We start from the raw sequence: 24,508 nt of genomic DNA on the forward strand, positions 1-24,508 counted from the left end.
CTGTACGGTGCGTCCAACCTCGGACCGCCCGCCGACGGGAGGAACGCCGTGCTGAGCCCGTCACTCGCGCAGGAGATCGCCGGGGACACCTCCGCGGTCATCGGCTTCAACGTGCTGATCACCGACGCGGACGGCATGGTCATCGGCAGCGGCGACAGCAGCCGCGTCGGCACCTTCCACGAGGCGTCCGTCGAGGTCATCCGCACCAAGGAACCCGCCACGCACAACGCGTCACAGGCCCATTCACTGCGCGGGGTACGGCCCGGGGTCACGCTGCCCCTGGTCACGGACGGGCAGGCGGTGGGGACCGTCGGGATCACCGGCACACCCGCCCAGGTGCGCCGCTTCGGCCTGCTGGTGAAGCGGCAGACGGAGATCCTGCTGAGGGAGTCCGTGATGCTGCGCTCCCGGCTGCTCGCCGAGCGGGCGGCCGAGAAACTGCTCGCCGACATCGCCTCCTACGACCCGCTGGTCGTGGAGGGCGACTTCCTGATGTTCCGGGCCGCGGAACTCGGCTTCGACCTGCGGCTGCGCCGGGTCGCTGTGGCGTTCGAGGTGACCGTGCCCGACCCGGGCGCCCGCCGCGGCGCTCCGGCCCGGGACATGGCGCTGGTCCGCTCGGAGCTGCTGCGTACGGTCCGTGATGTCTTCGCCGACCCGCAGGACATCGTCGCGGGCACGGCCCCCGGCTGGATCGGCGTCCTGCACCGGCTTCCGCCCCGGGGCCCGGCGGACTCGCCGGCCGCCGCCTGCCGCCGGGTCACGGACGTCATCGCCGCCCAGGACGGGCTCGCCGCCCGCGCGGGGATCGGCGAGCCGGTCACCTCCGTCGGAGGTCTGCACGACTCGTACCAGGACGCGTGCGACGCGCTGCGCCTGGGCGCCCGGGTGGGCGGCGGCTCCACCGTCCACTCGATCAGCGATCTGCGGGTCCACCAACTGCTGGCGGCGGTGAGCCAGTCCGCCCGCACCCGCCTGCTCGACCTCGCGGCCGCGCGGTTGCGGGACCAGCCGGACTGGCCGGCGCTCCGCGACACGGTCACGGCCTGGTGCGAGAGCGGCTTCAACCTCGTACGGGCGTCCGCGGCGCTGCACATCCACCGCAACACCGTCGTCTACCGCATGAACAAGATCGAGCAGCTCACCGGGCGTTCGTTGCGCGAGCACCGGACGGCCATGGCCCTCTACCTGGCCTGTCTGGCCGACCGGCTGGGCGGCCCGGACCACTGAGGACCACTGACCGCTCGCCTCAGGCGATACGCCCCGCCACCAGCCACCTGGAGGGCAGCTCGATGCGCGTGCCGTCGGGGCGGTACTCGGTGGTCGTCAGTGGCGTCTCGCCGCTCGCCAGGACGGTGAGACCGGCCGAGCGCAGATACTCGGGGACGGCGTCGTCGGAAACCTCGCCGGGTGCGATGCCGTGCCGGAACACCGGCGCGAGCTTGGGCGGCGGACCGGCCGGGCCGCTCGCCAGGCCCATCAGCAGCGGCTTGGCGGCCCCGGAGAGCTCCACCAGGAAGGCACGGCCGCGGTCGCCGACCAGCGTGGCGATCCCGTCCACCAGCGACTGCCGGTCGTCCGGTTCGCACTGGTGCAGTACGCCCCGCATGTAGACGTTGGTGTCGCCGAGCTCCGCGTGCAGGGTCTGCGTCTCGCTCTTCTCGGCGGCGTCCAGCTGCCGGTACGTGACCTGCCCCGCCGGGTCGGCCCGCCGGGCGTGGTCGAGGGCCGCGGCCGACAGATCGGCGCCCACGACCCGCGGGAAGCGGTCGGCGAGGTAGCGGCTCTGGGTGCCGTTGCCGCAGCCGAGGTCCACCATCGGCAGAGCGGGATCGGCCACATGAGGTTCGAACAGGGCGAGGTGCGGGCCGGCGGTAAGGACCGGCTCGGCGTCCCAGAACACCGCCCCCGGTTCGGCGGACGCCGCACGCCAGAACCCCTCCCACGCCTCCCGGTACCGACTCGTCACGCTCATGACCGACTCCCCAGGGTGCGAACGAATCCCGCCGTGCGGCGGGCGAGTCCGGTGTACCGCGCGGCGCGGGCCACGACAAGCGTCCGGCGTCAGCGCCTGGGCAACGTCAGTTCGAACCACACCGTCTTGCCCGTCTTGGTGCGGCTGGTGCCCCACTCGCGGGACAGCGCGCTGACGACCCGCAGACCGCGCCCGGAATCGTCGAGAGAGCCGCTGCTCAGCAGCGTCGGCAGCTCGTGGTCGTCGTCGTCCACCTCGCACAGCAGGGTGTCGCCGCGGACGAGGCGCAGTTCCACGGGGCGTGCGTGGGAGTGCCGTACGGCGTTGGTGACGAGTTCGCTGACCATCAGCTCGGCGGACGCGACCAGCCTCGCCAGGCCCCAGTCGTGCAACTGCTCGCGGACCACCGCACGGGCCCGGCCGGCCTCGGCCGGGTCGAGGGCGAGCCGCCACTCGGCGACGTCGTCGGGCTCGATGCCGTTCAGCCGGGCCATCAGCAGCGCCACGTCGTCCTTGCGGCCACCGCAGGTGTTGAGGGACCGGATGATGGTGTCGCAGGCGTCGTCCATGGAAGCCGCCGGGTGGGCGGCCGACTCGCAGAGGGTCGCGAGGCCCACGCCGATGTCCTCGCCGCGCACCTCGACCAGCCCGTCGGTGCACATCACCAGCCGGTCTCCCGGCTCCACACGCAGGCGTTCCGCCTCGAAGGGCACTCCCCCGACGCCGATCGGCGCTCCCGTGGGCAGCTCCAGCAGTTCGCTGCGCCCGTCGTCGGCCCGGACCAGGACGGGCGGGATGTGCCCGGCGTTGGCGAGGTGCAGCTCGCTCGCGATCGGGTCGTACACGGCGTACAGGCAGGTCGCGAGGTAGGTGTCGCCGAGGCGCTGGGCGAGGTCGTCGAGGTTGCGCAGCAGCTGGGCGGGCGGCAGGTCCAGTCCGGCCATGGTCTGCACGGCCGTCCGCAACTGACCCATCATCGCGGCCGAGTTCAGACCGTGGCCCATGACGTCGCCGACGACGAACGCGGTACGGCCGCCGGGCAGCTTCACGGCGTCGAACCAGTCGCCGCCGACCCGCCCGAGCAGGGTGCCCGGCAGATAGCGGGTGGCGATGTCGCAGCCCGCCATGCGGGGCGGGATGTGCGGCAACATGCTGTCCTGGAGCGTCTCGGCGACGTTCTCCTGGTGGGTGTACATGCGCGCGTTGTCGAGCACGAGGCCCGCGCGGGCGGCGAGTTCGGCGCCGGTGACGCGGTCCATGTCGTTGAAGACGGGCCGCTCCGGGTGCCGCAGCAGGATCATGAAGCCGAGCACGACATGGCGGGCCTTCAGCGGCACGACCAGCATGGAGCGGCCCGTGATGAGCGGCCGGATGTCGCGCTTCTCGAACTGCGCGGCGATGGCGTGGCCCAGTTCCTCGCTGATGCGCGGCACGAGGACGGGTTCGCCGGAGGTCATGCACTGGAAGAACGGCGTGTGCGCGGGGAACGGCATGGCCTCCCCGACCGGGACGACGTCGTCCCAGCGGCCGGGCTCGTCGGTGTGCTCCACGGCGACCCGGTGCCACAGGGTGGTCGTGTCGGGCACACCGTCCGGGAACCCCTCGCCGGCGACGACCTGTTCGCGCAGATACGTCCCGGCGACATCGGTGAACCGGGGCACGACGGCCCTGCTGACCTCGATGATCGTGCGGGACAGGTCGAGGGAGGTGCCGATGCGGCCGCTGACCTCGTTGAGGAACTCCAGATGCTCGCGGACGGCCGCGTACTCGAGGTCCTCGCCCTCGTCGCGCAGTTCCTCCGGGACGGGCTCGCCGGCGGCCAGGGCCCGCGCGGCACGTTCCCTGCGCGCCTTACGCTCGGCCCGCCGGGCCACGCCCCAGTCGGGGGTGACGGGCACCCGGTCGTTCTGGCTGAACTCCAGGATCGGATAACCGAGTTCGAGGACCTGCCCGACGATGCGGGCGCTCTCGCCGACGCTCATGCTGGGCAGGATCTCGGGCAGCCGGCGGGCGAGTTCCTCCGACCCGGGGAAGTCCGTGTGCAGCGCGAAGCCGGGAGCTATCCGCTCCAGCGCCCCGTCGTCCGCACGCAGCCCCTCGGCGTCGACGGCCAGCACGAGCAGCCGCTCCGGCCCGGGCATCACCAGCGGGTAGGCCCACCACAGGATGTCGACCCGGCCGCCCCCGGACGCGGTGAGCCGGGCGCGGCCCGCCGCCGGGTAGGACAGGCCGCCGTCGAGGGACGATTCGAGGTCGGGCCCGAGACCGTCGTAGGCGGCGTGCGGGGTGGTGTCCCGCTCTTCGGGCAGGGCGCCGGAGACGGGGAGCAGGTCAAGGGCCGTGCGGCCGATCGCCTCGTCCTTGGGGACGCCGAACAGGCGCCGTGCGCCCCGGCTCCAGTGGGACACGAGGCCGTCGCGGTCGACCACGACGACGGCCAGGGGGACGCGGCCGGGCTCGTCGGGTTCTGTCCCCATGCCCTGCTCAGCCTTGTCGGTGCCACGGTCCATGGCCCAGGCCCTCTCTCCCCACGGATCCGCGAGATCTGTGCCGGCGTCACCACCGTACGGCGCCCGCCGGTGGCGATGTGAGGCAATGCGGGAATTACTCGCGCGGGCCTCGCACCGGCGTGCGACCCCGCGCGCCGGTGCGCTTCAGTCCTCGTGTCCCAGCTGGAGGTCCCGCTCGGTGCGGCCGCCCCCGGCCACCTGGAGGACGGTGGCGACGGGCGGGTATCCGGCGGCGATGACGGTGTACTCGCCGGAGGACAGGTCGACGAACCGGAACGTCCCGTCGGGGCCCGTGGTGAGGGTGTCGACGACGTTGCCCGCCACGTCCAGCAGGGTCACACGGGCGTCCTCCACGGGGCGGCCGCCGCCCGCCCGGACGGTGCCGCGCAGGACGGCGCCGCCGGCCAGTTCGATGTCCCGGCGGGTCTCGCGATCGGCCTGGACGGTGACGAGCAGCGCGGCCGGGCGGAAGGCGGGCGCTCCGGCGGCGAGGGTGTACTCACCGGCGACCAGTTCGGTGATGACGTAACCGCCCTCCCTGCCGCTGCGGGTGGTGGCCACGACCGCGCCGTGCGCGTTGGTGAGCGTGACGGTGGCGTCCCGCACGGGCGTGCCGTCGGCGGTGACCACGCTGCCGACGAGGTTTCCGGCGCCGCCGAGGACGATGTCCAGTTCGACGGGGCGTTCACCGACCGTCACGGAGACGGCCTGCGGCTGGTGGCCGCCCGCGGCGGCGATCAGCACATAGGCGCCGGGACCGGGGGTGGGGAGCGCGTAGCGCCCGTCCTCACCGCTCGCGCCGCGCCCGGTCTGCTGCCCGGTGACGTCGATGAGGGTGAGCGCCGCGCGCGGCACCACGGTCCCGTCGTGGTGCTGCACCGAGCCGCAGACGGGCATTCCGGCCGCGTGCGGTGCGCGCGCCTGCGGGATCGCGGCGTTCCCCGGCGCCGTGTCCGGGTCGGTGGCGGAGGCGTTGTGGGACACCAGTGGTTTCTCCTTGAGGAAGAAGGCGATGACCAGTCCGAGGACGAGCACCGGCACCAGGTAGAGGAAGATCCGCGGCATGGCGTCGGCGTACGCCCGGATGTAGCCGTCGCGCAGTGCCGGGGGCAGCGTGTGCACGAGCTGCGGGGTGATGGCCTCGGGGTCGGGCAGCCGGTCGCCCGCGCGCGCGGGGAGGCGGTGGGCCGGCGCGTCGGCGAGCCGGCCGGCGAAGAGGGTGCCGAAGACGGCCGCTCCGACACTGCCGCCGATCTGCCGGAAGTAGTTGTTGGCACTGGTGGCGGTCCCGAGGTCGGCGGGGCGCACCGAGTTCTGCACGGCGAGGATCAGGACCGGCATCACCATGCCGATGCCGGCGCCGAGGACGGCCATCCAGATGCTGGAGTGCAGCCGGGGCGTGTCGGCGTCGAGGCGGGAGAGCAGCCACATGCCGGTGACGGAGAGGGCGCCGCCGAGGATCGGGTAGGCCTTGTAGCGGCCGGTGTGGCTGATGAGCTGTCCGGCGATGACCGAGGCGCCGACGATGCCGCCCGTCATCGGCAGCATGAGCAGGCCCGACTCGGTGGCGGAGGCCCCGTCGACCATCTGCAGCCAGGTCGGCAGATAGCTGGCGGCGCCGAACAGTCCGGCTCCGGTCACCAGGCCGACGAGACCCGTGACGTTGAAGACGGAGTCCCTGAACAGCCGCAGCGGGATGAGGGGTTCGACGGCGAAGTGCTCGACGACGAGGAAGAGGACGGTCGCCGCGGCCGCCCCGGCACCGAGGCCGAGGATCATGCGCGAGTCCCAGGCGTACTCGGTGCCGCCCCAACTGGTCAGCAGCACCAGGCAGGTGGAGGCGGCGGTCAGCAGCAGCGCGCCGAGGACGTCCAGCCGGGCCCTGACGGCCGGCTTCGGGAGCTTCAGCGCGACGGCGACGACGGCGAGGGTGACCAGGCCGAAGGGCACGTTGACGTAGAAGCACCAGCGCCAGGAGAGATGGTCCGTGAAGTAGCCGCCGAGCAGCGGCCCGGCCACGGAGGCGAGGCCGAACGCGGCGCCGATCAGGCCCATGTAGCGGCCGCGCCGCCGGGGCGGCACGATGTCCGCGATGATCGCCTGGACGCCGATCATGAGACCGCCCGCGCCGACGCCCTGGAGGGCGCGGCAGGCGATCAGCTGGTCCATGGTCTGCGCGCGGCCCGCGAGCGCGGAGCCGGCCACGAAGACGACGATGGCGAACTGGAAGACGCCCTTGCGGCCCAGCAGGTCGCCGAGCTTGCCGTAGATCGGCAGTCCGACCGTGGCGGTGAGCAGGTAGGCGGTGATCGTCCAGGACATCCGGTCCAGGCCGTGCAGCTCGCCGACGATCTTCGGGAGCGCGGTGGCGACGATCATCTGCTCCAGGGCGGCCAGGAGCAGGGCCGGCATGAGCGCGAAGAAGATCAACCGGACCCGGCGGGGGCTCAGTTCGGCGGCCGGGGCCGGTGGTGGGGCGGAGGTGTCTGGTGGCGCCACCGCCGGTTCGTCCTGCGCCAGAGTGATTCCGCCCACCTACCGCTCCCCTCGTCGCGCTGCCGCACCATTCCCGCGTAAAAGCGACAACTATGAGCAAGCACGACGAGTTACGGCATGCGGCGGGTCCGCCCGGAGATCACCCGAACCGGTGAGGGGGCGCAACGGCCCCCGCACGGTTGGATCTTGGGGAGACGGGCGGCTACTTCTCGACCTCGGAGGCGAGCTTGACGAGCATCGCGTCGTAGATCCGGCCGAGGCCCTTGGGCGCGAAGGTCTTCTCGAAGAAGCCGCCGATGCCGCCGGCGCCGGTCCAGGTGGTGGTCACGACGACCCGGGACTTGCCCTCGCCGGCCGGGGTGACCCGCCAGGTGGTGACCATGGAGGAGTTGCGGTCCTTCTCGACCAGCTCACCGTCGGTGGGCTCGCTGACCTCCAGGAGGCAGTCGCGCACGCGCTTGCTGGTCGCCTGGAGCTTCCAGTGGACGAGGGTGCCCTCGCCATCGCCGCCCTCGCGCACCTCGTACTCGCTGAAGTGCTCGGGCAGCAGCTTCTCGCGCGTCCCGCTGTAGTCGGCGAGGGCGTCGAACACCGTCTCCGCGTCCGCCGCGACGATCCGCTCCGTAGTGGCCTCGACCTGCGCCATCAGGTTCCTCCAGGACATGGTTTCTCGGGGGTCGGGGCAAGCCAACCACCCCGCTGCCCGGCCCCCCAAATCGGGGTCCCCGAACCCGGTCGAACACGTTCGTAAAGCACCCTCGCACGATCAAGGGAACATGTGTTCTATTCTGTGGGCAGTGCTACCGAGGAGGCGTCATGCGCTGGGAGAACCTCACCACGGACTCCGAACACAGCCGGGCCGACTCCGCGCTGTTCGGCGCGGACGCGGTCACCACCCGCACGTTCGACACGCCGGAGTTCGCCGGCATCACCTTCCACGAGATCCGGGCCCGTTCGATCATCAACCGGGTGCCGGCGGTCTCGCGGATGTCGTTCCAGTGGACGGTCAATCCCTATCGCGGCTGCTCGCACGCGTGTGTGTACTGCTTCGCGCGCAAGACGCACAGCTACCTCGACCTCGACACGGGCCTCGGCTTCGACTCCCAGATCGTGGTGAAGGTCAACGCGCCGGAGCTGCTGCGCCGGCAGCTCGGCTCGCGGCGCTGGCAGGGCGAGCACATCGCGATGGGCACGAACGTCGACTGCTACCAGCGCGCCGAGGGCCGCTATCGCCTGATGCCGGGCATCATCTCGGCCCTGCGCGAGCACGCGAACCCCTTCTCGATCCTGACCAAGGGCACGCTGATCCTGCGCGACCTGGACCTGATCAAGCGGGCCGCGGAGGTGACCGATGTCGGCATATCCGTCTCGGTCGGTTTCACCGACCCCGAGCTGTGGCGCACCGTCGAGCCGGGCACGCCCGCGCCGGAGCGGCGCCTGGACGTCGTACGGACCCTGGGCGAGCACGGCATCGGCTGTGGTGTGCTGATGGCGCCGGTGATCCCGTTCCTGGGCGACCGGCCGGCCCAACTGCGGGCCACCGTGCGGGCGATCGCGGCCTCCGGCGCCACGTCCGTCACACCGCTGGTGCTGCATCTGCGGCCCGGGGCCCGCGAGTGGTTCATGGCCTGGCTGGGCCGGCACCATCCGCATCTGGTGGCCCGGTACGAGCGGCTGTACGCGGAGGGCTCCTACGCCCCGAAGTGGTACCAGCGCCGGATCACCCGTCAGGTCCACGAGCTGGCGGAGGAGTACGGCATCGGGCCCACGCGCGCGGATCTGCCGCGCCGGATCCGGCCGCCCGAACCTGCCGAGCCACCGACGTCCGAACCCACCCAACTGTCGCTCATATAGGAGCGTTCGAGCGCACCTCACGGCCCAATCGGGTCAAGTCTTGACAGAACACGTTCTTCCAGAGCCGCTTGCCGGGACGAATCGGCGATGACCGTGAACTCCGCGGTCCGACGCCTCTCCGCCCTGGAAGGACTCCATGAGAACACGCGCAGCCGTGCTGTGCGGCGCTGCCGTCGTGCTGGCCGGGAGCCTTACGGCCGTGCCCGCCGAGGCGAGCGCACCGCACTCCGCGGAAACGTTTCGCGCCGCGAAACCCGGCTGGAAGAAGTGCGGCACCACCGACTATCCGATGCTCCAGTGCGCGTCCGTCAAGGTGCCGCTCGACCACGCGAACCCGCGCGGTCCGCAGATCACCCTCGCGCTGTCCCGTGTCCCGCACACCGCCGGGACGTTCCAGGGCCCGCTGCTGGTCAACCCCGGCGGCCCCGGCGGCGACGGTCTGACGCTCGCCGGTTTCGTCGCGACCTCGCTGCCCAGGGAGGTCGCGGCCCAGTACGACATCATCGGCTTCGACCCACGCGGAGTGGGCGAGAGCAGGCCCGCGCTGGACTGCCGGCCCGGCTACTTCGGCCCGGTGCGCCCCGACTCCGTGCCGAGCACGCCCGAGGTCGAGCGGGCCAACCTCGCCCGCGCCAAGTCCTTCGCCGTCTCCTGCACCGAGAAGTACGGGCACCTGCTGCCGCACATCAACACGGTCAGCGCCGCGCACGACATCGAAGTGATCCGGCAGGCACTGGGCGCGCGGAAGATCAACTACTTCGGCTACTCGTACGGCACCTATCTGGGCGCGGTCTACGGGCGGCTGTACCCGCAGCACGTCCGGCGCATGGTCCTGGACTCGATCGTCGACCCCACCGACGTCTGGTACACCGCCAACCTCAACCAGGACCACGCCTTCAACGACCGCCACCGCGCCTTCATGGCCTGGGTCGCCAGGCACGACGAGCGGTACCGGCTCGGCACCGACCCGGAGAAGATCGAGGCCACGTGGTACGCGATGCGGGCGGCGCTGGCCAAGAACCCGGCGGGCGGCAAGGTGGGCGCCGCGGAGCTGGAGGACACCTTCGTCCCGGGCGCCTACTACAACGGCTACTGGCCCTATCTGGCGGAGGCGTTGGCGGCCTATGTGAACCACAGGACCACCGCCCCGCTGGTCGAGGTGTACAAGAACTTCGGCTCGATCGACGCCGCCGACGACAACAGCTACAGCATCTACACCGCGGTGCAGTGCCGGGACGCGTTCTGGCCGCGTGACTGGCACCAGTGGCGCAAGGACAACTGGGCGGCGTACGAGAAGGCGCCGTTCATGACCTGGAACAACGCCTGGTACAACGCACCGTGCGCGTTCTGGCCGACCGACGCGGCGCGCCCGGTGAGCATCGCCAACGGCCAGTTGCCGCCGGCCCTGCTGTTCCAGGCGACGGACGACGCGGCCACTCCGTACGAGGGCGGCGTCACCGTCCACGACCTGCTGGCGCGCTCCAGCCTGGTGGTCGAGCAGGGCGGCGGCAACCACGGCGTCACGCTGAGCGGGAACGCCTGCCTGGACAAGTACCTGGCGACCTATCTGTCCGACGGCACCGTGCCACGTGGTATCGGCACACGGGACGCGACGTGCGACGCCCTGCCGGACCCCAAGCCGCTGACGTCGAAAACGGCGTCGATGTCCGCCCGCGGCTCGACCCTGCACCGCCTGCTCGGCTTCCGCGGCTGAGCACCCGACCGTCCGTCGGGGCGGGCACTGTCAGACCCGTGGTCCACTATGGCCCCATGAGTGAGCTGACGAGAATCGCCGCCCCCGACGGGGTCGCTGCCGCGGCCCAGTACAGCCACGTCGTCATGGGCACCGGCCGTTTCGTGGCCGTCTCCGGTCAGTTGGCGCTCGACGAGCGGCGCGGGCTGGTCGGCGAGGGCGACCCGGCGGCGCAGGCCCGCCAGGTCTTCGAGAACCTCGGGCGCTGCCTGGCCGCGGCCGGGGCGACCTTCGACGACGTCGTCAAACTCACCTACTTCGTCACGGACATGGCCCATATGCCGGCCATCCGCGCGGCCCGCGCCGAGCACATACCCGACGACCGGCTGCCGGCCGCCTCGGCGGTGCGGGTCGCCGGGCTGGTCCGGCCGGAGTTCCTGTTGGAAGTCGAGGCCTTCGCCGTGGTGGCGGAGTGAAGGGGCTCCGGGTCCGGGAGATGGTGCTCGCCGACTGCGACCGCGTCGCGGAGATCCGCACAGGCGGCTGGCAGAACGCCTACCGGGGCCTGATCCCGCAGTCGCATCTGGACGGGCTCAGCGTCGCGGAGGACGCCGACCGGCGTCGCAGGTACCTCGCGCAGGCCGACGACGGCGTGGTGAACCTGGTCGCCGAGGACGACGGGGGCGAACTCGTCGGCTGGGCCTGCCACGGCCCGTACCGGGACGGTGAAGTCCTCACGCCGGACGCCGAGTTGTACGCCATCTACGTCCACCCGGAACACCTGGGACGGGGTGTGGGACAGGCACTGCTCGCGGAGTCGGTCGAGCGCTGCTCCACCGCGGGGCACGGCAGGCTGCTCCTGTGGGTCCTCAAGGAGAACGGCCGGGCCCGCCGTTTCTACGAACGGGCCGGCTTCCACGCGGACGGTGCCGAGGAGCCCTTCGAGGTGGAGGGCACCACCGTTCCCGAGGTGCGCTACGCGAGACCGCTCCCCCGCTGACCTCACCGCTGCTTCGGAATCCTCCCCAGCGCCCGCACCGCCGCCTCCGCGAGCACCGGATGGGCGAGGGCCTCGTCCAGGACGGGCCTGGCCCGGGCGTCGCCGAGCGTGCCGAGTCCGTCCACACAGGCGAGGGCCACACGACGGTAGGGGTCGTGCGGCCGCAGCCGCCGGCGCAGAGTGGTGATCAGCGCGGGCACGGCCTCCGGGGCACGCAGCTCGACCAGGAGCCGAACGGGGTGGAGGGCGTAGGCGACACGCAGTTCGTTGGTGGCGAGGGCGGCGGCCGCGCGGGCGGTGCGCGGGTCTCCGAGGCGGGCGAGGGCGTAGGCGGCGGAGGCGCAGCGCGGCGGGTCACGGTGGTTCAGCAGCAGCACCAGGGCCTCGAAGGCCCGCCGGTCCCGCGCGAGCCCGAGCCGGAACGCGGCCAGCTCCCTCGCCCACAGCTGCTGCCCGGGTGCCGTCAGCACACCTGCCAGGGCATCGACGTCCTCGGTCGCCACGAGCCGCTCGAACGCGGGCACCGCCCCCGACTCCTGCCGTAAGCGCAGCGTGAGTGATCGCAACTCTTCGTCCATGGTTGAGAGATTAGGGGTGCCGCGAGCCGCGCGGGACGTACATCACAAAGACGAGGGCTGGCGCGCTCGTTACCCGCCAGTTAAGCTCAGACGAGCGAGTTACCCACTCGTATTCCCTCGCGGCGGTCTGGTGACGCGGCCGTCGTGATGGGGGTACCTCCCACGCCCTTAAGGCAGTGGGGGAAGTCGGTTCGGTACCTCAGGTACCGCGGTGCGACTCGGCCCCGGGACAGGGCCGGTCCTCCCTTCACCGGGCGTGTGCGCTTGCAGCCCGGCAACACCCGCACTCCTCACGCACCCGGTACGCCCCTCGGCGTACCCGGGCGTGTTCCCCGTCGTCACCCTCATTCCTGGAGTCCCGCGATGGCCACTCCCCTGTCCGACCCGTCCCAGTCCCCGCTGCAGACCATCGCCGTCGTCGGCCTCGGCACGATGGGCACCGGCATCGCCGAGGTCCTCGCCAAGGCCGGCCGCGAGGTCGTCGGCATCGACATCAGCGAAGCCCAGGCCGCGAAGTGCGTCGCCGCCCTGGAGGCCTCCACCGCCCGCGGCGTCGAGCGCGAGCGGCTCACCGAGCAGGACCGCGCCGACATCCTCGCCCGGGTCCGCACCTCCACCGACCTCGGGACGGCGGCCGACGCCGACCTGGTCATCGAGGTGGCGCCCGAGTCGTACGAGGTCAAGCAGCAGATCTTCCGGGAGCTGGACGGGATCGTGCGCCCCGGGACGATCCTGGCGACCGGCACCAACGCCCTGTCCGTCACCCGGCTGGCCGCCGAATCCTCCCGTCCGGAGCGGGTGCTGGGCCTGCACTTCTTCAACCCGGCCCCGGCGATGCGGCTGGTCGAGGTCGTCTCCTCGGTGCTGACCGCGCCGGCGGCCGTCACGGCGGTCACCGACCTCGCCCTGGACCTGGGCAAGGAGCCCGTCGCGGTCGGCGACCGCCCGGGGTTCGTCGCCGACGGCCTGCTCTTCGGCTACCTCAACCAGGCCGCCGCGATGTACGAGGCGAAGTACGCCTCCCGCGAGGACATCGACGCCGCGATGCGGCTGGGCTGCGGGCTGCCCATGGGCCCGCTGGCGCTGCTCGACCTGATCGGCGTCGACACCGCGCGCACGGTCCTGGAGGCGATGTACGCCGCGTCCCGCGACCGTCTGCACGCACCGGCCCCGATCCTCAAGCAGCTCAGCGAGGCGGGCCTGACCGGCCGTAAGGCGGGGCGTGGCTTCTACACGTACGAGGCGCCGGACAGCCCGGTCGTCGTGCGGGACGCGCTGACCCCGCTGGAGGGCGGCAGCGTGACCGCGGGCCGGGAGGTCCGCTCGGTCGGTGTCGCGGGCTCGGGCACCATGGCCTCCGGTATCGCCGAGGTCTTCGCCAAGGGCGGGTACGAGGTGGTCATCGCCGCCCGCAGCGAGGAGAAGGCCCAGGCCGCGAAGGCCCGGATCGGCAAGTCCCTGGCCCGCTCGGTCGACAAGGGCCGGCTGACCGCCGAGGCCGCCGCGCAGACCCTGGACCGCATCACGCCGACGGGCACGTACGACGACTTCGCCGACGTCGACCTGGCCGTGGAGGCCGTCGCCGAGGACCTGGAGGTCAAGCGGCAGCTGTTCGCCGCCCTGGACAAGGTCTGCAAGCCGGGCGCGATCCTGGCCACCACCACCTCGTCCCTGCCGGTCGTCGCCTGCGCCCGTGCCACCTCACGCCCGCAGGACGTGATCGGCATGCACTTCTTCAACCCGGCGCCGGCCATGAAGCTGGTCGAGGTCGTCCGTACCGTGCTGACGGCCGACGACGTCCACGCGACGGTCCGCGAGGTCTGCGGCCGGATCAGGAAGCACGCGGTCGACTGCGGGGACCGGGCGGGCTTCATCGTGAACGCGCTGCTGTTCCCGTACCTGAACAACGCGATCAAGATGGTGCAGGAGCACTACGCGTCCCTCGACGACATCGACGCGGCGATGAGGCTGGGCGGCGGGTACCCGATGGGTCCCTTCGAGCTGCTGGACGTCGTCGGGCTCGATGTCTCGCTCGCCATCGAGAAGGTCCTGCACCGCGAGTTCCGCGACCCGGGTCTCGCCCCGGCTCCGCTGCTGGAGCACCTGGTGGCCGCGGGCTGCCTCGGCCGCAAGACCGGCCGTGGCTTCCGCGAATATGCCAAGCGCTGAGGGTCCCGGCGACTGGTTCCGGTCCGGCACCGAGTGGGGTGGCCTGCTCGGCCCGGACCGGTTCCACGAACCAGGCCATGCGCAGCGAGCTGCGCACATGCAGTACGTTCAGGGCATGCCCCAGCCCGCCAAGTCCTCACGTACATCAGCTACGACCGACGCGCCGGAACGTGCCGCAGGCTCTCGCGCCGCCGCCCAGCGGCTCAAGATGCGCCGGGAACTGGCGGCCGCCGCGATGGAGCTGTTCGCGACCAAGGGGTACGAGGCGACCACCGTCGACGAGATCGCGGCGGCGGCCGGGGTCGCCCGCCGCACGTTCTTCCGCCACTTCCGCTCCAAGGAAGAGGCGATCTTCCCCGACCATGACGACACCTTGATCCGCGCCGAGGCGGTGCTCAACGCCGCGCCCGCGCACGAGCATCCGCTCGACACGGTGTGCCGCGGCATCAAGGAAGTCATGAAGATGTACGCGGCCCGGCCGGAGATCTCGGTCGCCCGCTACAAGCTGACGCGCGAGGTGCCCACGCTGCGCGAGGCGGAGATCGCGTCGGTGGCCCGCTACGAGCGCCTGTTCACCCGCTATCTCCTCGGCCACTTCGACGAGCGCGCGCACGCCGACGACGCCAACGACGACCCGCTGCTGGCGGAGGTCGCCGCGTCCGCCGTGGTCACCGCCCACAACCATGTCCTGCGGCGCTGGCTGCGGGCCGGCGGGCAGGGGGACGTGGAGACGCAGCTGGACCACGCCTTCGCGATCGTGCGCAAGACCTTCGGCACGGGCATCGGGGCCGGGCGCTCCACGGATCCGCAGCCGGCCGCGGCCACGGCCTCGACCCAGGGCGAGGTACTGGTGACCGTCGCCCGTACCGACGCCCCGCTGGACGAGGTCATGAGGACCATCGAGCAGGCGCTCAAGGAGCGCTGAGCGCTCGCACCACCTGTGATGACGGCCACCCCACGGGGTGGCCGTTTTGGCATGTCAGGGGCCGTTTTGACATGCCCCGCCGAGGCCATTCGATCGATCATCGCTCATTTGTTACGTAAAGATTTCATCTGAGAGCAAGTTCTGGCACTCAGTGCCTTGCGAGGTGACACGCGGTGTCATACGTTGAAGAGGTCCGGGCGACGTCCCAGCAAGCCCACCGCCTGCTCGCCCGGGCGCCTGCGTCACAGGCAACCTCCCGCGCCACCAAGCGCTGCCGAACAGCACCACCGCCGAACCGACGGCACACCCTCAACCCTCAGCAGCACCGACGTAACCCTCAGCGCCCCTCCCTCAGGGCGCACACCGCCGGAGGCAACACCGTGACCATGAAGGACATCCTGGCCGCGATCCAGTCGCCCGACTCCGTGTCGGAGGACTTCGCCGCCCTCCCGCTCCCCGAGTCGTACCGCGCGATCACCGTGCACAAGGACGAGACGGAGATGTTCGCGGGTCTCGCGACCCGCGACAAGGACCCCCGCAAGTCGATCCACCTGGACGAGGTTCCGGTCCCGGAGCTCGGCCCGGGCGAGGCCCTGGTGGCCGTCATGGCCTCCTCGGTCAACTACAACTCGGTGTGGACCTCGATCTTCGAGCCGCTGTCGACCTTCGGATTCCTGGAGCGCTACGGCCGGCTCAGCGAGCTCACCAAGCGCCACGACCTGCCGTACCACGTCATCGGCTCCGACCTGGCGGGCGTCGTCCTGCGCACCGGCCCGGGCGTCAACGCCTGGCGGCCCGGTGACGAGGTCGTCGCGCACTGTCTCTCCGTCGAGCTGGAGTCGTCCGACGGCCACAACGACACGATGCTCGACCCCGAGCAGCGCATCTGGGGCTTCGAGACCAACTTCGGCGGCCTCGCCGAGGTCGCGCTGGTCAAGTCGAACCAGCTGATGCCCAAGCCCGGCCACCTCAGCTGGGAGGAGGCCGCCGCCCCCGGCCTGGTCAACTCCACCGCCTACCGGCAGCTGGTCTCCCGCAACGGCGCCGGCATGAAGCAGGGCGACAACGTGCTCATCTGGGGCGCGAGCGGCGGGCTCGGCTCCTACGCCACCCAGTTCGCGCTGGCCGGCGGCGCCAACCCGATCTGCGTCGTCTCCAGCGAGCAGAAGGCGGACATCTGCCGGGCGATGGGCGCGGACGCGATCATCGACCGCAACGCCGAGGGCTACAAGTTCTGGAAGGACGAGAACACCCAGGACCCCAAGGAGTGGAAGCGCTTCGGCAAGCGCATCCGCGAACTCACCGGTGGCGAGGACATCGACATCGTCTTCGAGCACCCCGGACGCGAGACCTTCGGCGCGAGCGTGTTCGTCACCCGCAAGGGCGGCACCATCACCACCTGCGCCTCGACCTCGGGCTACATGCACGAGTACGACAACCGCTACCTGTGGATGTCGCTGAAGCGGATCATCGGCTCACACTTCGCCAACTACCGCGAGGCCTGGGAGGCCAACCGGCTCATCGCGAAGGGCAAGATCCACCCGACGCTCTCCAAGGTCTACTCCCTGGAGGACACCGGCCAGGCCGCCTACGACGTGCACCGCAACCTCCACCAGGGCAAGGTCGGCGTGCTCGCGCTGGCCCCCGAGGAGGGCCTGGGCGTGCGCGACCACGAGAAGCGCGCCAAGCACATCGACGCCATCAACCGCTTCCGGAACATCTGAGGTCCGTCCATGAGTGAGCGTCAGAAGGACCGGCCGTGGCTCATGCGCACGTACGCCGGTCACTCCACGGCCGAGGCGTCCAACGAGCTGTACCGGCGCAATCTCGCCAAGGGGCAGACGGGTCTGTCGGTGGCGTTCGACCTGCCGACGCAGACCGGCTACGACTCCGACCACGTCCTCGCCCGCGGCGAGGTCGGCCGGGTCGGTGTGCCGATCGCGCACCTCGGTGACATGCGCCGGCTGTTCCAGGACATCCCCCTGGAGCAGATGAACACCTCGATGACCATCAACGCCACGGCCATGTGGCTGCTGGCGCTCTACCAGGTCGTCGCCGAGGAGCAGGGTGCGGACATCACCAAGCTCCAGGGCACGACCCAGAACGACATCGTCAAGGAGTACCTGTCCCGGGGCACCCATGTGTTCCCGCCGGGGCCGAGCCTCCGCCTGACGACGGACATGATCGCGTACACGGTCTCCCACATCCCGAAGTGGAACCCGATCAACATCTGCAGCTACCACCTGCAGGAGGCGGGCGCCACGCCGGTGCAGGAGATCGCGTACGCGATGTCCACCGCGATCGCCGTGCTCGACGCCGTGCGCGACTCCGGCCAGGTGCCGCAGGAGCGCATGGGCGATGTCGTCGGCCGCATCTCGTTCTTCGTGAACGCGGGCGTCCGCTTCGTCGAGGAGATGTGCAAGATGCGCGCCTTCGGCCGCATCTGGGACAAGGTCACCCGCGAGCGGTACGGCATCGAGAACCCCAAGCACCGCCGCTTCCGCTACGGCGTCCAGGTCAACTCCCTGGGCCTGACGGAGGCGCAGCCGGAGAACAACGTCCAGCGGATCGTGCTCGAGATGCTGGCCGTGACCCTCTCCAAGGACGCACGCGCGCGTGCCGTGCAGCTGCCCGCCTGGAACGAGGCGCTGGGCCTGCCCCGCCCCTGGGACCAGCAGTGGTCGCTGCGCATCCAGCAGGTGCTGGCCTACGAGAGCGATCTGCTGGAGTACGAGGACATCTTCGACGGCTCGAAGGTGATCGAGGCGAAGGTCGGGGAACTGGTCGAGTCCGCCCTCGCGGAGATCGACCGCATCCAGGAGATGGGCGGCGCGATGGCGGCCGTCGAGTCCGGCTACCTCAAGTCCCAGCTGGTCTCCTCGCACGCCGAGCGCCGCGGCCGGATCGAGTCGGGCCAGGAGAAGATCATCGGTGTCAACGCCTTCGAGGGCACCGAACCGAACCCGCTGACCGCCGACCTGGACACCGCGATCCAGACGGTCGACCCGGCGGTCGAGGCCCGCGTCATCGCCTCGCTCCAGCAGTGGCGCGACAACCGCTACCAGCCGCCCTTCAACCACCCGCGCCCCTGCAAGGCGCTGGAGCGGCTGAAGGAGGCCGCCCGCGGCACCGAGAACCTCATGGAGGCCACCCTGGAGTGCGCCCGCGCCGGTGCGACGACCGGTGAGTGGGCCGGGGCCCTGCGCGAGGTGTTCGGCGAGTTCCGCGCCCCGACGGGCGTCTCGTCGGCGCCCGTGGCCGTCCCGGTCGAGGAGGGCAGCGCGCTGGCCCTGGTCCGCCGCAAGGTGGATCTGACGGCCAAGGACCTGGACGTCGGCAAGCTGCGCTTCCTGGTCGGCAAGCCGGGCCTGGACGGGCATTCCAACGGCGCGGAGCAGATCGCGGTGCGCGCGCGTGACGCCGGCTTCGAGGTGGTCTACCAGGGCATCCGGCTGACGCCCGAGCAGATCGTGGACGCGGCCCTCGCCGAGGACGTGCACGCGGTCGGCCTGTCCATCCTGTCCGGCTCGCACGCCCAACTGGTCCCGGACGTGCTCGAACGGCTCCGTGTGGCCGGTGCCACAGATATTCCGGTGATCGCCGGTGGCATCATCCCCAACGGTGACGCCGAGCAGCTCAGGGCCGCCGGAGTGGCCGCCGTCTTCACCCCGAAGGACTTCGACATCACCGGAATCATCGGCCGCATCGTCGACGAGATCCGGAAAGCGAACAAGCTCGACCCCCTGGAGGTCCCCGCATGACCGTCAACCGTCTGCGTCCCCGCCGCTCGTGTCTCGCGGTGCCGGGAAGCAACCCCCGCTTCCTGGAGAAGGCGCAGGGCCTCCCGGCGGACCAGGTCTTCCTCGACCTGGAGGACGCGTGCGCCCCGCTCGCCAAGCCCGACGCGCGGCACACCATCGTCAAGTTCCTCAACGAGGGCGACTGGACGGGCAAGACGCGCGTCGTGCGCGTGAACGACTGGACGACCGAGTGGACGTACCGGGACGTCGTCACGGTCGTCGAGGGCGCCGGCCAGAACCTCGACTGCATCATGCTGCCGAAGGTGCAGACGGCCGAGCAGGTCGTCGCCCTGGACCTGCTGCTGACGCAGATCGAGAAGACGATGGGCTTCGAGGTCGGCAAGATCGGCATCGAGGCGCAGATCGAGAACGCGCAGGGCCTGAACAACGTCAACGAGATCGCGACGGCCTCCCCGCGCGTCGAGACGATCATCTTCGGCCCGGCCGACTTCATGGCCTCCATCAACATGAAGTCGCTGGTCGTGGGCGAGCAGCCGCCCGGCTACCCGGCGGACGCCTACCACTACATCCTGATGAAGATCCTGATGGCCGCCCGCGCCAACAACCTCCAGGCGATCGACGGCCCCTACCTGCAGATCCGCAACATCGACGGCTACCGCGAGGTCGCCCAGCGCGCCGCCGCCCTCGGCTTCGACGGCAAGTGGGTACTGCACCCGGGCCAGGTCGAGGCGTCCAACGAGATCTTCTCGCCCTCGCAGGAGGACTACGACCACGCAGAGCTGATCCTGGACGCGTACGACTACTACACGTCCGAGGCGGGCGGCAAGAAGGGCTCCGCGATGCTCGGCGACGAGATGATCGACGAGGCCAGCCGCAAGATGGCCCTGGTCGTCTCCGGCAAGGGACGCGCCGCCGGCATGCGGCGCACCAGCAAGTTCGAGATCCCGGAGGCGTGACGGCGATGCAGTTCGGACGCACCTACGAGGAGTTCGAGGTCGGGGCGACGTACAAGCACTGGCCGGGCAAGACGGTCACGGAGTACGACGACCACCTGTTCTGTCTCCTCACCATGAACCACCACCCGCTCCACATGGACGTCAACTACGCCGAGAAGACGACCGATTTCGGCAAGAACGTCGTGGTCGGGAACTACATCTACTCCCTCCTGCTCGGCATGTCCGTCCCGGACATCTCCGGCAAGGCCATCGCCAACCTGGAGATCGAGTCGCTCAAGCACGTGGCGCCGACCTTCCACGGCGACACGCTCTACGGCCAGACGACCGTGCTCGACAAGTGGCCGTCCAAGTCGAAGAACGACCGCGGCATCGTCTACGTCGAGACCAAGGGCTACAAGCAGGACGGCACGCTGGTCTGCGTGTTCCGCCGCAAGGTCATGGTGCCGACCGAGACCTACATCAAGGAGCGCGGCGGCGAGCAGCCCGGCCGCCCCGAGCTCAAGGAGCAGGAGAAGTAGCCATGGCGCGACTCGCCCAGACCGCCGGTCTGACGGACATCCAGCAGGAGATCCTGTCCACCGTCCGGGACTTCGTGGACAAGGAGATCATCCCGGTCGCCACGGAGCTGGAACACCGCGACGAGTACCCGCAGCAGATCGTCGACGGGCTGAAGGAGTTGGGCCTGTTCGGCCTGATGATCCCCGAGGAGTACGGGGGCCTGGGCGAGTCTCTCCTGACGTACGCGCTGTGCGTGGAGGAGATCGCCCGCGGGTGGATGTCGGTGTCCGGCATCATCAACACCCACTTCATCGTGGCGTACATGCTCAAGCAGCACGGCACGCAGGAGCAGAAGGACCATTTCCTGCCGAGGATGGCGGCGGGCGACACCCGCGGCGCGTTCTCGATGTCGGAGCCGGCCCTCGGCTCGGACGTCTCGGCGATCACGTCGAAGGCGGTGCGGGACGGCGACGAGTACGTCCTGAACGGCCAGAAGATGTGGCTGACGAACGGCGGGACGTCGAATCTGGTGGCCGTTCTGGTCCGAAGTGACGAAGGTCACCCCGAGGGCACCGCGCCCCACAAGTCGATGACGACCTTCCTCGTCGAGAAGGAGCCCGGCTTCGGCGAGGTCCGCCCCGGCCTCACCATCCCCGGCAAGATCGACAAGATGGGTTACAAGGGTGTCGACACCACCGAACTCATCATGGATGGCCTGCGGATTCCTGCGGATCGCGTGCTCGGCGGGGCCACCGGCCGTGGTTTCTACCAGATGATGGACGGCGTCGAGGTCGGGCGCGTCAACGTGGCGGCACGTGGCTGCGGCGTCGCTCAGCGTGCGTTCGAACTGGGCGTACAGTACGCGCAGCAGCGCCACACCTTCGGGAAGCCGATCGCCCAGCACCAGGCGATCCAGTTCAAGCTCGCGGAGATGGCTACCAAGGTCGAGGCCGCGCATGCGATGATGGTGAATGCAGCTCGCAAAAAGGACTCCGGGGAGCGAAACGACCTCGAGGCCGGAATGGCGAAGTACCTCGCCTCCGAGTACTGCAAGGAAGTCGTCGAGGACGCCTTCCGGATCCACGGCGGCTACGGCTTCTCCAAGGAGTACGAGATCGAACGCCTCTACCGTGAGGCGCCGATGCTGCTCATCGGTGAAGGTACCGCCGAGATCCAGAAAATGATCATCGGTCGGCGACTACTCGAAGAGTATCGATTCCAGGGCTAGATGTCCGGATACGGGGTGTTTTCTTGGAGAAGAAGATCACACCCCGTCAGCACTCTTCAGCCGCCGACTCGGCTGCCTGGCTTACCCAGTTACGGCCCCGAGCCGCTACGATCGCCGGAAAGCCGCCGTCCCCCGTCAGAGTGCGGCCTCATCCGCTACGAAGGTCATCCATGCCCCACAGCCAAACCTCTGCACCACGCGACAGCCGAGCCGGCGTACGCCTCGCGCGCGGAGCATCGCCGTGGCTCCTTCCGACCGTCGCCACCGCAGCCCTCAGCCTGGCCCGTGCCCGCCGCTCCGGCGCCGCCAAGGCCGTCGCCGTTCCCGCCACCGCGCTCGCGGCGGGGATGCTGTGGTTCTTCCGCGACCCCGAGCGCGAGATCACCCAGGGCCGGGTCATCTCGCCCGCCGACGGTGTGGTGCAGAGCATCATGCCGTGGAAGGACGGCCGCACCCGCGTCGCGATCTTCATGAGCCCGCTCAACGTGCACGTCAACCGCGCGCCGCTGGCCGGCACGGTGACGTCGGTCGAGCACATCCCCGGTGGCTTTGTTCCCGCTTTCAACAAGGAGAGCGAGAACAACGAGCGGGTCGTGTGGCACTTCGACACCGAGCTCGGCGACATCGAGATGATCCAGATCGCCGGCGCGGTCGCCCGACGCATCGTTCCCTACGTGCCCCAGGGCACCAAGGTCGAGCAGGGCGAGCGGATCGGCCTGATCCGTTTCGGTTCGCGTGTGGACATCTACCTGCCCGAGGGCGTGGAGGTAGACGTCGAGGTCGGTCAGAAGACCGTGGCTGGGGTGACTCGCATTGACCGTGATTGATCCTGATACCAAGGCCGGCTGGGTCCCGGAGGCCGACGAGGTGGACGAAGAAGAGGAGATGCCCCTCTCCCTTCGCCTCTCGATAGCGGACACTCTGACGCTCGGCAACGCCACGTGCGGGTTCATGGCGGTGTACTTCACGACCACCGGCATCCTCATCCCGCACCTCTCGGGTGACGATCTGGGCATGGCCCGCAACAGCGCGGCCACGGCCGTGATCCTGATGCTGTGCGCGGCCGTCTTCGACCTGTTCGACGGCCTCGTCGCCCGCAAGCTGCGGTCGTCGCCGATGGGTGCGGAGCTGGACAATCTCTCCGATCTGATCAGCTTCGGCCTGGCGCCCGCGTACTTCGTACTCGTGTACGGCATGGTCGCGCGGGACGCGCATGAGCGGGTCGCGGCGGTGGGCGCGATCGTTGTGCTGTTGGCGGTGGTGCTGCGGCTTGCGCGGTTCTCGTGCGTCACCGTGAAGGACGGGACGTTCCAGGGCATGCCGTCGCCGTTCGGGGCACTGACGGTCGTGTCGATCGTGCTGCTGGAGCTGCCCTTCGTGGCGACGCTGCTGGCGATCCTGGGTACGGCGTGGCTCATGGTGAGCCGGGTCGAGTACCCGAAGCCGCGGGGGCGGCTCGCCGTGGCGATGCTGTCGTGGATCGTGCTGAGCATGGGGCTGCTCGCCGCGTGGGCGTTCGACGCGCCGAGCGGACAGCTGCTGCTGCAGACGGGTTGTGCGCTTCAGCTGGTCATGGGTGCGGTGATTCCGCTGTTCGCCACGGCTCGGCGGGTGAACAACTTCCGCGGCAACCGGCGGGAGGCGCGGGCGGCGCAGCTTCCGTAGCGTTTGACTCTTGGGAAAGGGCCCCGGACCGGGTTTCGGTCCGGGGCCCTTTGCCCTTTCAGCTCAGGAAGTCCCTGGCGATGCGTTCGGCCACCCGCTCCAGGATCGGGCCCGCCTCGGCGATGCACTTCGCCACGTCCGGCTCCGCGTCCGTCAGGGGGTAGGCCCGGCGGAAGCCGGAGCGGCCCAGGACCTCCGGGAGCAGGGCGAGGCGGCCGCAGACCGCAACGACGTCCTTGCCGGCGGCGCGGGCCGCCGCTGCGACACCCGCCGGAGCCTTGCCGTGCAGGGTCTGTTCGTCGAGGGAGCCCTCGCCGGTGATGACCAGATCGGCTCGGTCCAGCGCGGGTGCGAAGCCCAGGACGTCGAGCATCACCTCGATGCCGGGGCGGAACCGGGCGCCCAGCAGCAGGGCGCCGTAGCCGATGCCGCCCGCCGCGCCCGCGCCGGGCGAGGCGGCGTACCCGGCGGCCTTCGGACCGGCCGGCCCCTCCAGCACCTTCGCGAAGTGCGCGAGGGCGGTGTCCAGGGCCGCCACGTCGTCCGGTGACGCGCCCTTCTGCGGGCCGTAGACCGCGGGCGCGCCCTTAGGGCCGGTCAGCGGGTTGTCGACGTCGCTGGCGAGGACCAGCTCGACCTCGGTGAGGCGCGGGTCGAGGCCCGACAGATCGGCTGTGGCCAGTTCGGCGAGGCCGCCGCCGCCCGGCGGTACCGGCTCACCCTCCGCGTCCAGGAACCGGGCGCCCAGCGCGGACAGCATCCCGGCGCCGCCGTCCGTGGTGGCGCTGCCGCCGACCCCGAAGACGATCGTGCGGGCCCCCGCGTCCAGGGCGGCCCGCAGCAGCTCACCGGAGCCGTACGTGGACGCCGTGAGCGGGGCGAAGACGCCGGCGGGCAGCCGCTGGAGTCCGCTCGCCTCGGCCATCTCCACGACCGCGGTGCCGTCGCGCAGCGCGTACGCCGCCGTCACTTCACCGCCGAGGGGGCCGGCGACCCGTACCTCCAGGCGCTCGAACCCGGCCGCGACCGCCGCGGCCACGGTTCCGTCGCCGCCGTCGGCCACGGGCAGCGCCTCGACCTCGAGGTCCGGCACGGCCCGGCGCAGCCCGGCCGTCACCCGCTCGGCGACCTCCACGGCCGTCAGCGACCCCTTGAACTTGTCCGCGGCGACGAGCACCCGCTGCGTCCTTCGGGTCCCGC

20 protein-coding genes are annotated in these 24,508 nt (G+C 70.6%); 14 read left to right on the forward strand and 6 right to left on the reverse strand.

Annotated features, from left to right (window positions below; all coding sequences use genetic code 11):
* Nucleotides 1–48: 48 nt before the first annotated feature.
* Nucleotides 49–1,230, forward strand: a complete 1,182-nt coding sequence (locus tag ACZ58V_RS11295) for a CdaR family transcriptional regulator (RefSeq protein WP_471289681.1) — start codon at nucleotides 49–51, stop codon at nucleotides 1,228–1,230.
* A gap of 19 nt (nucleotides 1,231–1,249) precedes the next feature.
* On the opposite strand, the gene ACZ58V_RS11300 is transcribed toward ACZ58V_RS11295, so the two are convergent.
* The 4 genes from ACZ58V_RS11300 to ACZ58V_RS11315 form a co-directional block, all read right to left on the reverse strand.
* Nucleotides 1,250–1,975, reverse strand: coding sequence for a class I SAM-dependent methyltransferase (locus tag ACZ58V_RS11300; protein WP_468183837.1), 726 nt, complete (start codon nucleotides 1,973–1,975; stop codon nucleotides 1,250–1,252).
* Between the two features lie 89 nt (nucleotides 1,976–2,064).
* Entirely contained in the window at nucleotides 2,065–4,485 is a 2,421-nt protein-coding gene (locus ACZ58V_RS11305) for an ATP-binding SpoIIE family protein phosphatase (RefSeq protein WP_468183833.1), read from the reverse strand.
* 144 nt (nucleotides 4,486–4,629) lie between these two features.
* A complete protein-coding gene (locus tag ACZ58V_RS11310; protein ID WP_471289685.1) occupies nucleotides 4,630–7,020 on the reverse strand; it encodes an MFS transporter in 2,391 nt (796 codons plus the stop codon).
* Nucleotides 7,021–7,183: 163 nt separating this feature from the next.
* Nucleotides 7,184–7,627, reverse strand: a complete 444-nt coding sequence (locus ACZ58V_RS11315) for an SRPBCC family protein (RefSeq protein WP_184590182.1) — start codon at nucleotides 7,625–7,627, stop codon at nucleotides 7,184–7,186.
* Between the two features lie 170 nt (nucleotides 7,628–7,797).
* On the opposite strand from ACZ58V_RS11315, the gene ACZ58V_RS11320 reads away from it, so the two are divergent.
* The 4 genes from ACZ58V_RS11320 to ACZ58V_RS11335 all read left to right on the forward strand — a co-directional run bounded on the left by ACZ58V_RS11320 (nucleotide 7,798) and on the right by ACZ58V_RS11335 (nucleotide 11,528).
* A complete protein-coding gene (locus tag ACZ58V_RS11320; protein ID WP_468183824.1) occupies nucleotides 7,798–8,835 on the forward strand; it encodes an Rv2578c family radical SAM protein in 1,038 nt (345 codons plus the stop codon).
* 136 nt (nucleotides 8,836–8,971) lie between these two features.
* The gene (locus ACZ58V_RS11325; RefSeq protein ID WP_468183821.1) at nucleotides 8,972–10,549 is read left to right on the forward strand and encodes an alpha/beta hydrolase; all 1,578 of its coding nucleotides are present in this window, start codon (nucleotides 8,972–8,974) and stop codon (nucleotides 10,547–10,549) included.
* Nucleotides 10,550–10,605: 56 nt separating this feature from the next.
* A complete protein-coding gene (locus tag ACZ58V_RS11330; RefSeq protein ID WP_468183818.1) occupies nucleotides 10,606–11,004 on the forward strand; it encodes a RidA family protein in 399 nt (132 codons plus the stop codon).
* Between the two features lie 20 nt (nucleotides 11,005–11,024).
* Nucleotides 11,025–11,528 (forward strand): GNAT family N-acetyltransferase, encoded by a 504-nt coding sequence (locus ACZ58V_RS11335; RefSeq protein ID WP_471289945.1) that lies wholly within the window; start codon nucleotides 11,025–11,027, stop codon nucleotides 11,526–11,528.
* Nucleotides 11,529–11,530: 2 nt separating this feature from the next.
* Here the strand turns inward: ACZ58V_RS11335 and ACZ58V_RS11340 are convergent, their stop codons facing one another.
* Nucleotides 11,531–12,106 carry an adenylosuccinate lyase gene (locus ACZ58V_RS11340; RefSeq protein WP_468183815.1) on the reverse strand — a complete coding sequence of 192 codons (576 nt, stop codon included), beginning with the start codon at nucleotides 12,104–12,106 and terminating at the stop codon, nucleotides 11,531–11,533.
* Nucleotides 12,107–12,469: 363 nt separating this feature from the next.
* Between ACZ58V_RS11340 and ACZ58V_RS11345 the strand changes: the two genes are divergently transcribed.
* The 9 genes from ACZ58V_RS11345 to pssA all read left to right on the forward strand — a co-directional run bounded on the left by ACZ58V_RS11345 (nucleotide 12,470) and on the right by pssA (nucleotide 23,308).
* Nucleotides 12,470–14,275, forward strand: coding sequence for a 3-hydroxyacyl-CoA dehydrogenase family protein (locus tag ACZ58V_RS11345; protein ID WP_468183812.1), 1,806 nt, complete (start codon nucleotides 12,470–12,472; stop codon nucleotides 14,273–14,275).
* A 115-nt stretch (nucleotides 14,276–14,390) separates the two neighbouring features.
* On the forward strand, nucleotides 14,391–15,200 hold the full coding sequence (locus ACZ58V_RS11350; RefSeq protein WP_229873111.1) for a TetR family transcriptional regulator: 810 nt from the start codon (nucleotides 14,391–14,393) through the stop codon (nucleotides 15,198–15,200).
* A 386-nt stretch (nucleotides 15,201–15,586) separates the two neighbouring features.
* Nucleotides 15,587–16,924, forward strand: a complete 1,338-nt coding sequence (gene ccrA, locus ACZ58V_RS11355; protein ID WP_471289947.1) for a crotonyl-CoA carboxylase/reductase — start codon at nucleotides 15,587–15,589, stop codon at nucleotides 16,922–16,924.
* A gap of 9 nt (nucleotides 16,925–16,933) precedes the next feature.
* Nucleotides 16,934–18,961 (forward strand): protein meaA, encoded by a 2,028-nt coding sequence (locus ACZ58V_RS11360; protein WP_468183808.1) that lies wholly within the window; start codon nucleotides 16,934–16,936, stop codon nucleotides 18,959–18,961.
* Nucleotides 18,958–19,917: an HpcH/HpaI aldolase/citrate lyase family protein gene (locus ACZ58V_RS11365; protein WP_471289693.1), complete on the forward strand. Its 960-nt coding sequence runs from the start codon at nucleotides 18,958–18,960 to the stop codon at nucleotides 19,915–19,917. The genes ACZ58V_RS11360 and ACZ58V_RS11365 overlap by 4 nt, the downstream gene beginning before the upstream one ends.
* Nucleotides 19,918–19,922: 5 nt before the next feature.
* Nucleotides 19,923–20,435 carry a MaoC family dehydratase gene (locus ACZ58V_RS11370; RefSeq protein ID WP_215117585.1) on the forward strand — a complete coding sequence of 171 codons (513 nt, stop codon included), beginning with the start codon at nucleotides 19,923–19,925 and terminating at the stop codon, nucleotides 20,433–20,435.
* Between the two features lie 2 nt (nucleotides 20,436–20,437).
* Complete coding sequence (locus ACZ58V_RS11375; RefSeq protein ID WP_468183801.1) at nucleotides 20,438–21,643, forward strand: acyl-CoA dehydrogenase family protein; 1,206 nt, start codon at nucleotides 20,438–20,440, stop codon at nucleotides 21,641–21,643.
* A gap of 170 nt (nucleotides 21,644–21,813) precedes the next feature.
* A complete protein-coding gene (locus ACZ58V_RS11380; RefSeq protein ID WP_215117587.1) occupies nucleotides 21,814–22,470 on the forward strand; it encodes a phosphatidylserine decarboxylase in 657 nt (218 codons plus the stop codon).
* Nucleotides 22,471–22,528: 58 nt separating this feature from the next.
* Nucleotides 22,529–23,308, forward strand: coding sequence for a CDP-diacylglycerol--serine O-phosphatidyltransferase (pssA, locus tag ACZ58V_RS11385; RefSeq protein ID WP_382832088.1), 780 nt, complete (start codon nucleotides 22,529–22,531; stop codon nucleotides 23,306–23,308).
* A gap of 58 nt (nucleotides 23,309–23,366) precedes the next feature.
* Here pssA and ACZ58V_RS11390 read toward each other — a convergent pair whose 3' ends face one another.
* The gene (locus tag ACZ58V_RS11390; protein WP_471289948.1) at nucleotides 23,367–24,485 is read right to left on the reverse strand and encodes a glycerate kinase; all 1,119 of its coding nucleotides are present in this window, start codon (nucleotides 24,483–24,485) and stop codon (nucleotides 23,367–23,369) included.
* Between the last annotated feature and the right edge of the window lie 23 nt (nucleotides 24,486–24,508).

Source organism: Streptomyces sp. NPDC040589, from assembly GCF_055594445.1.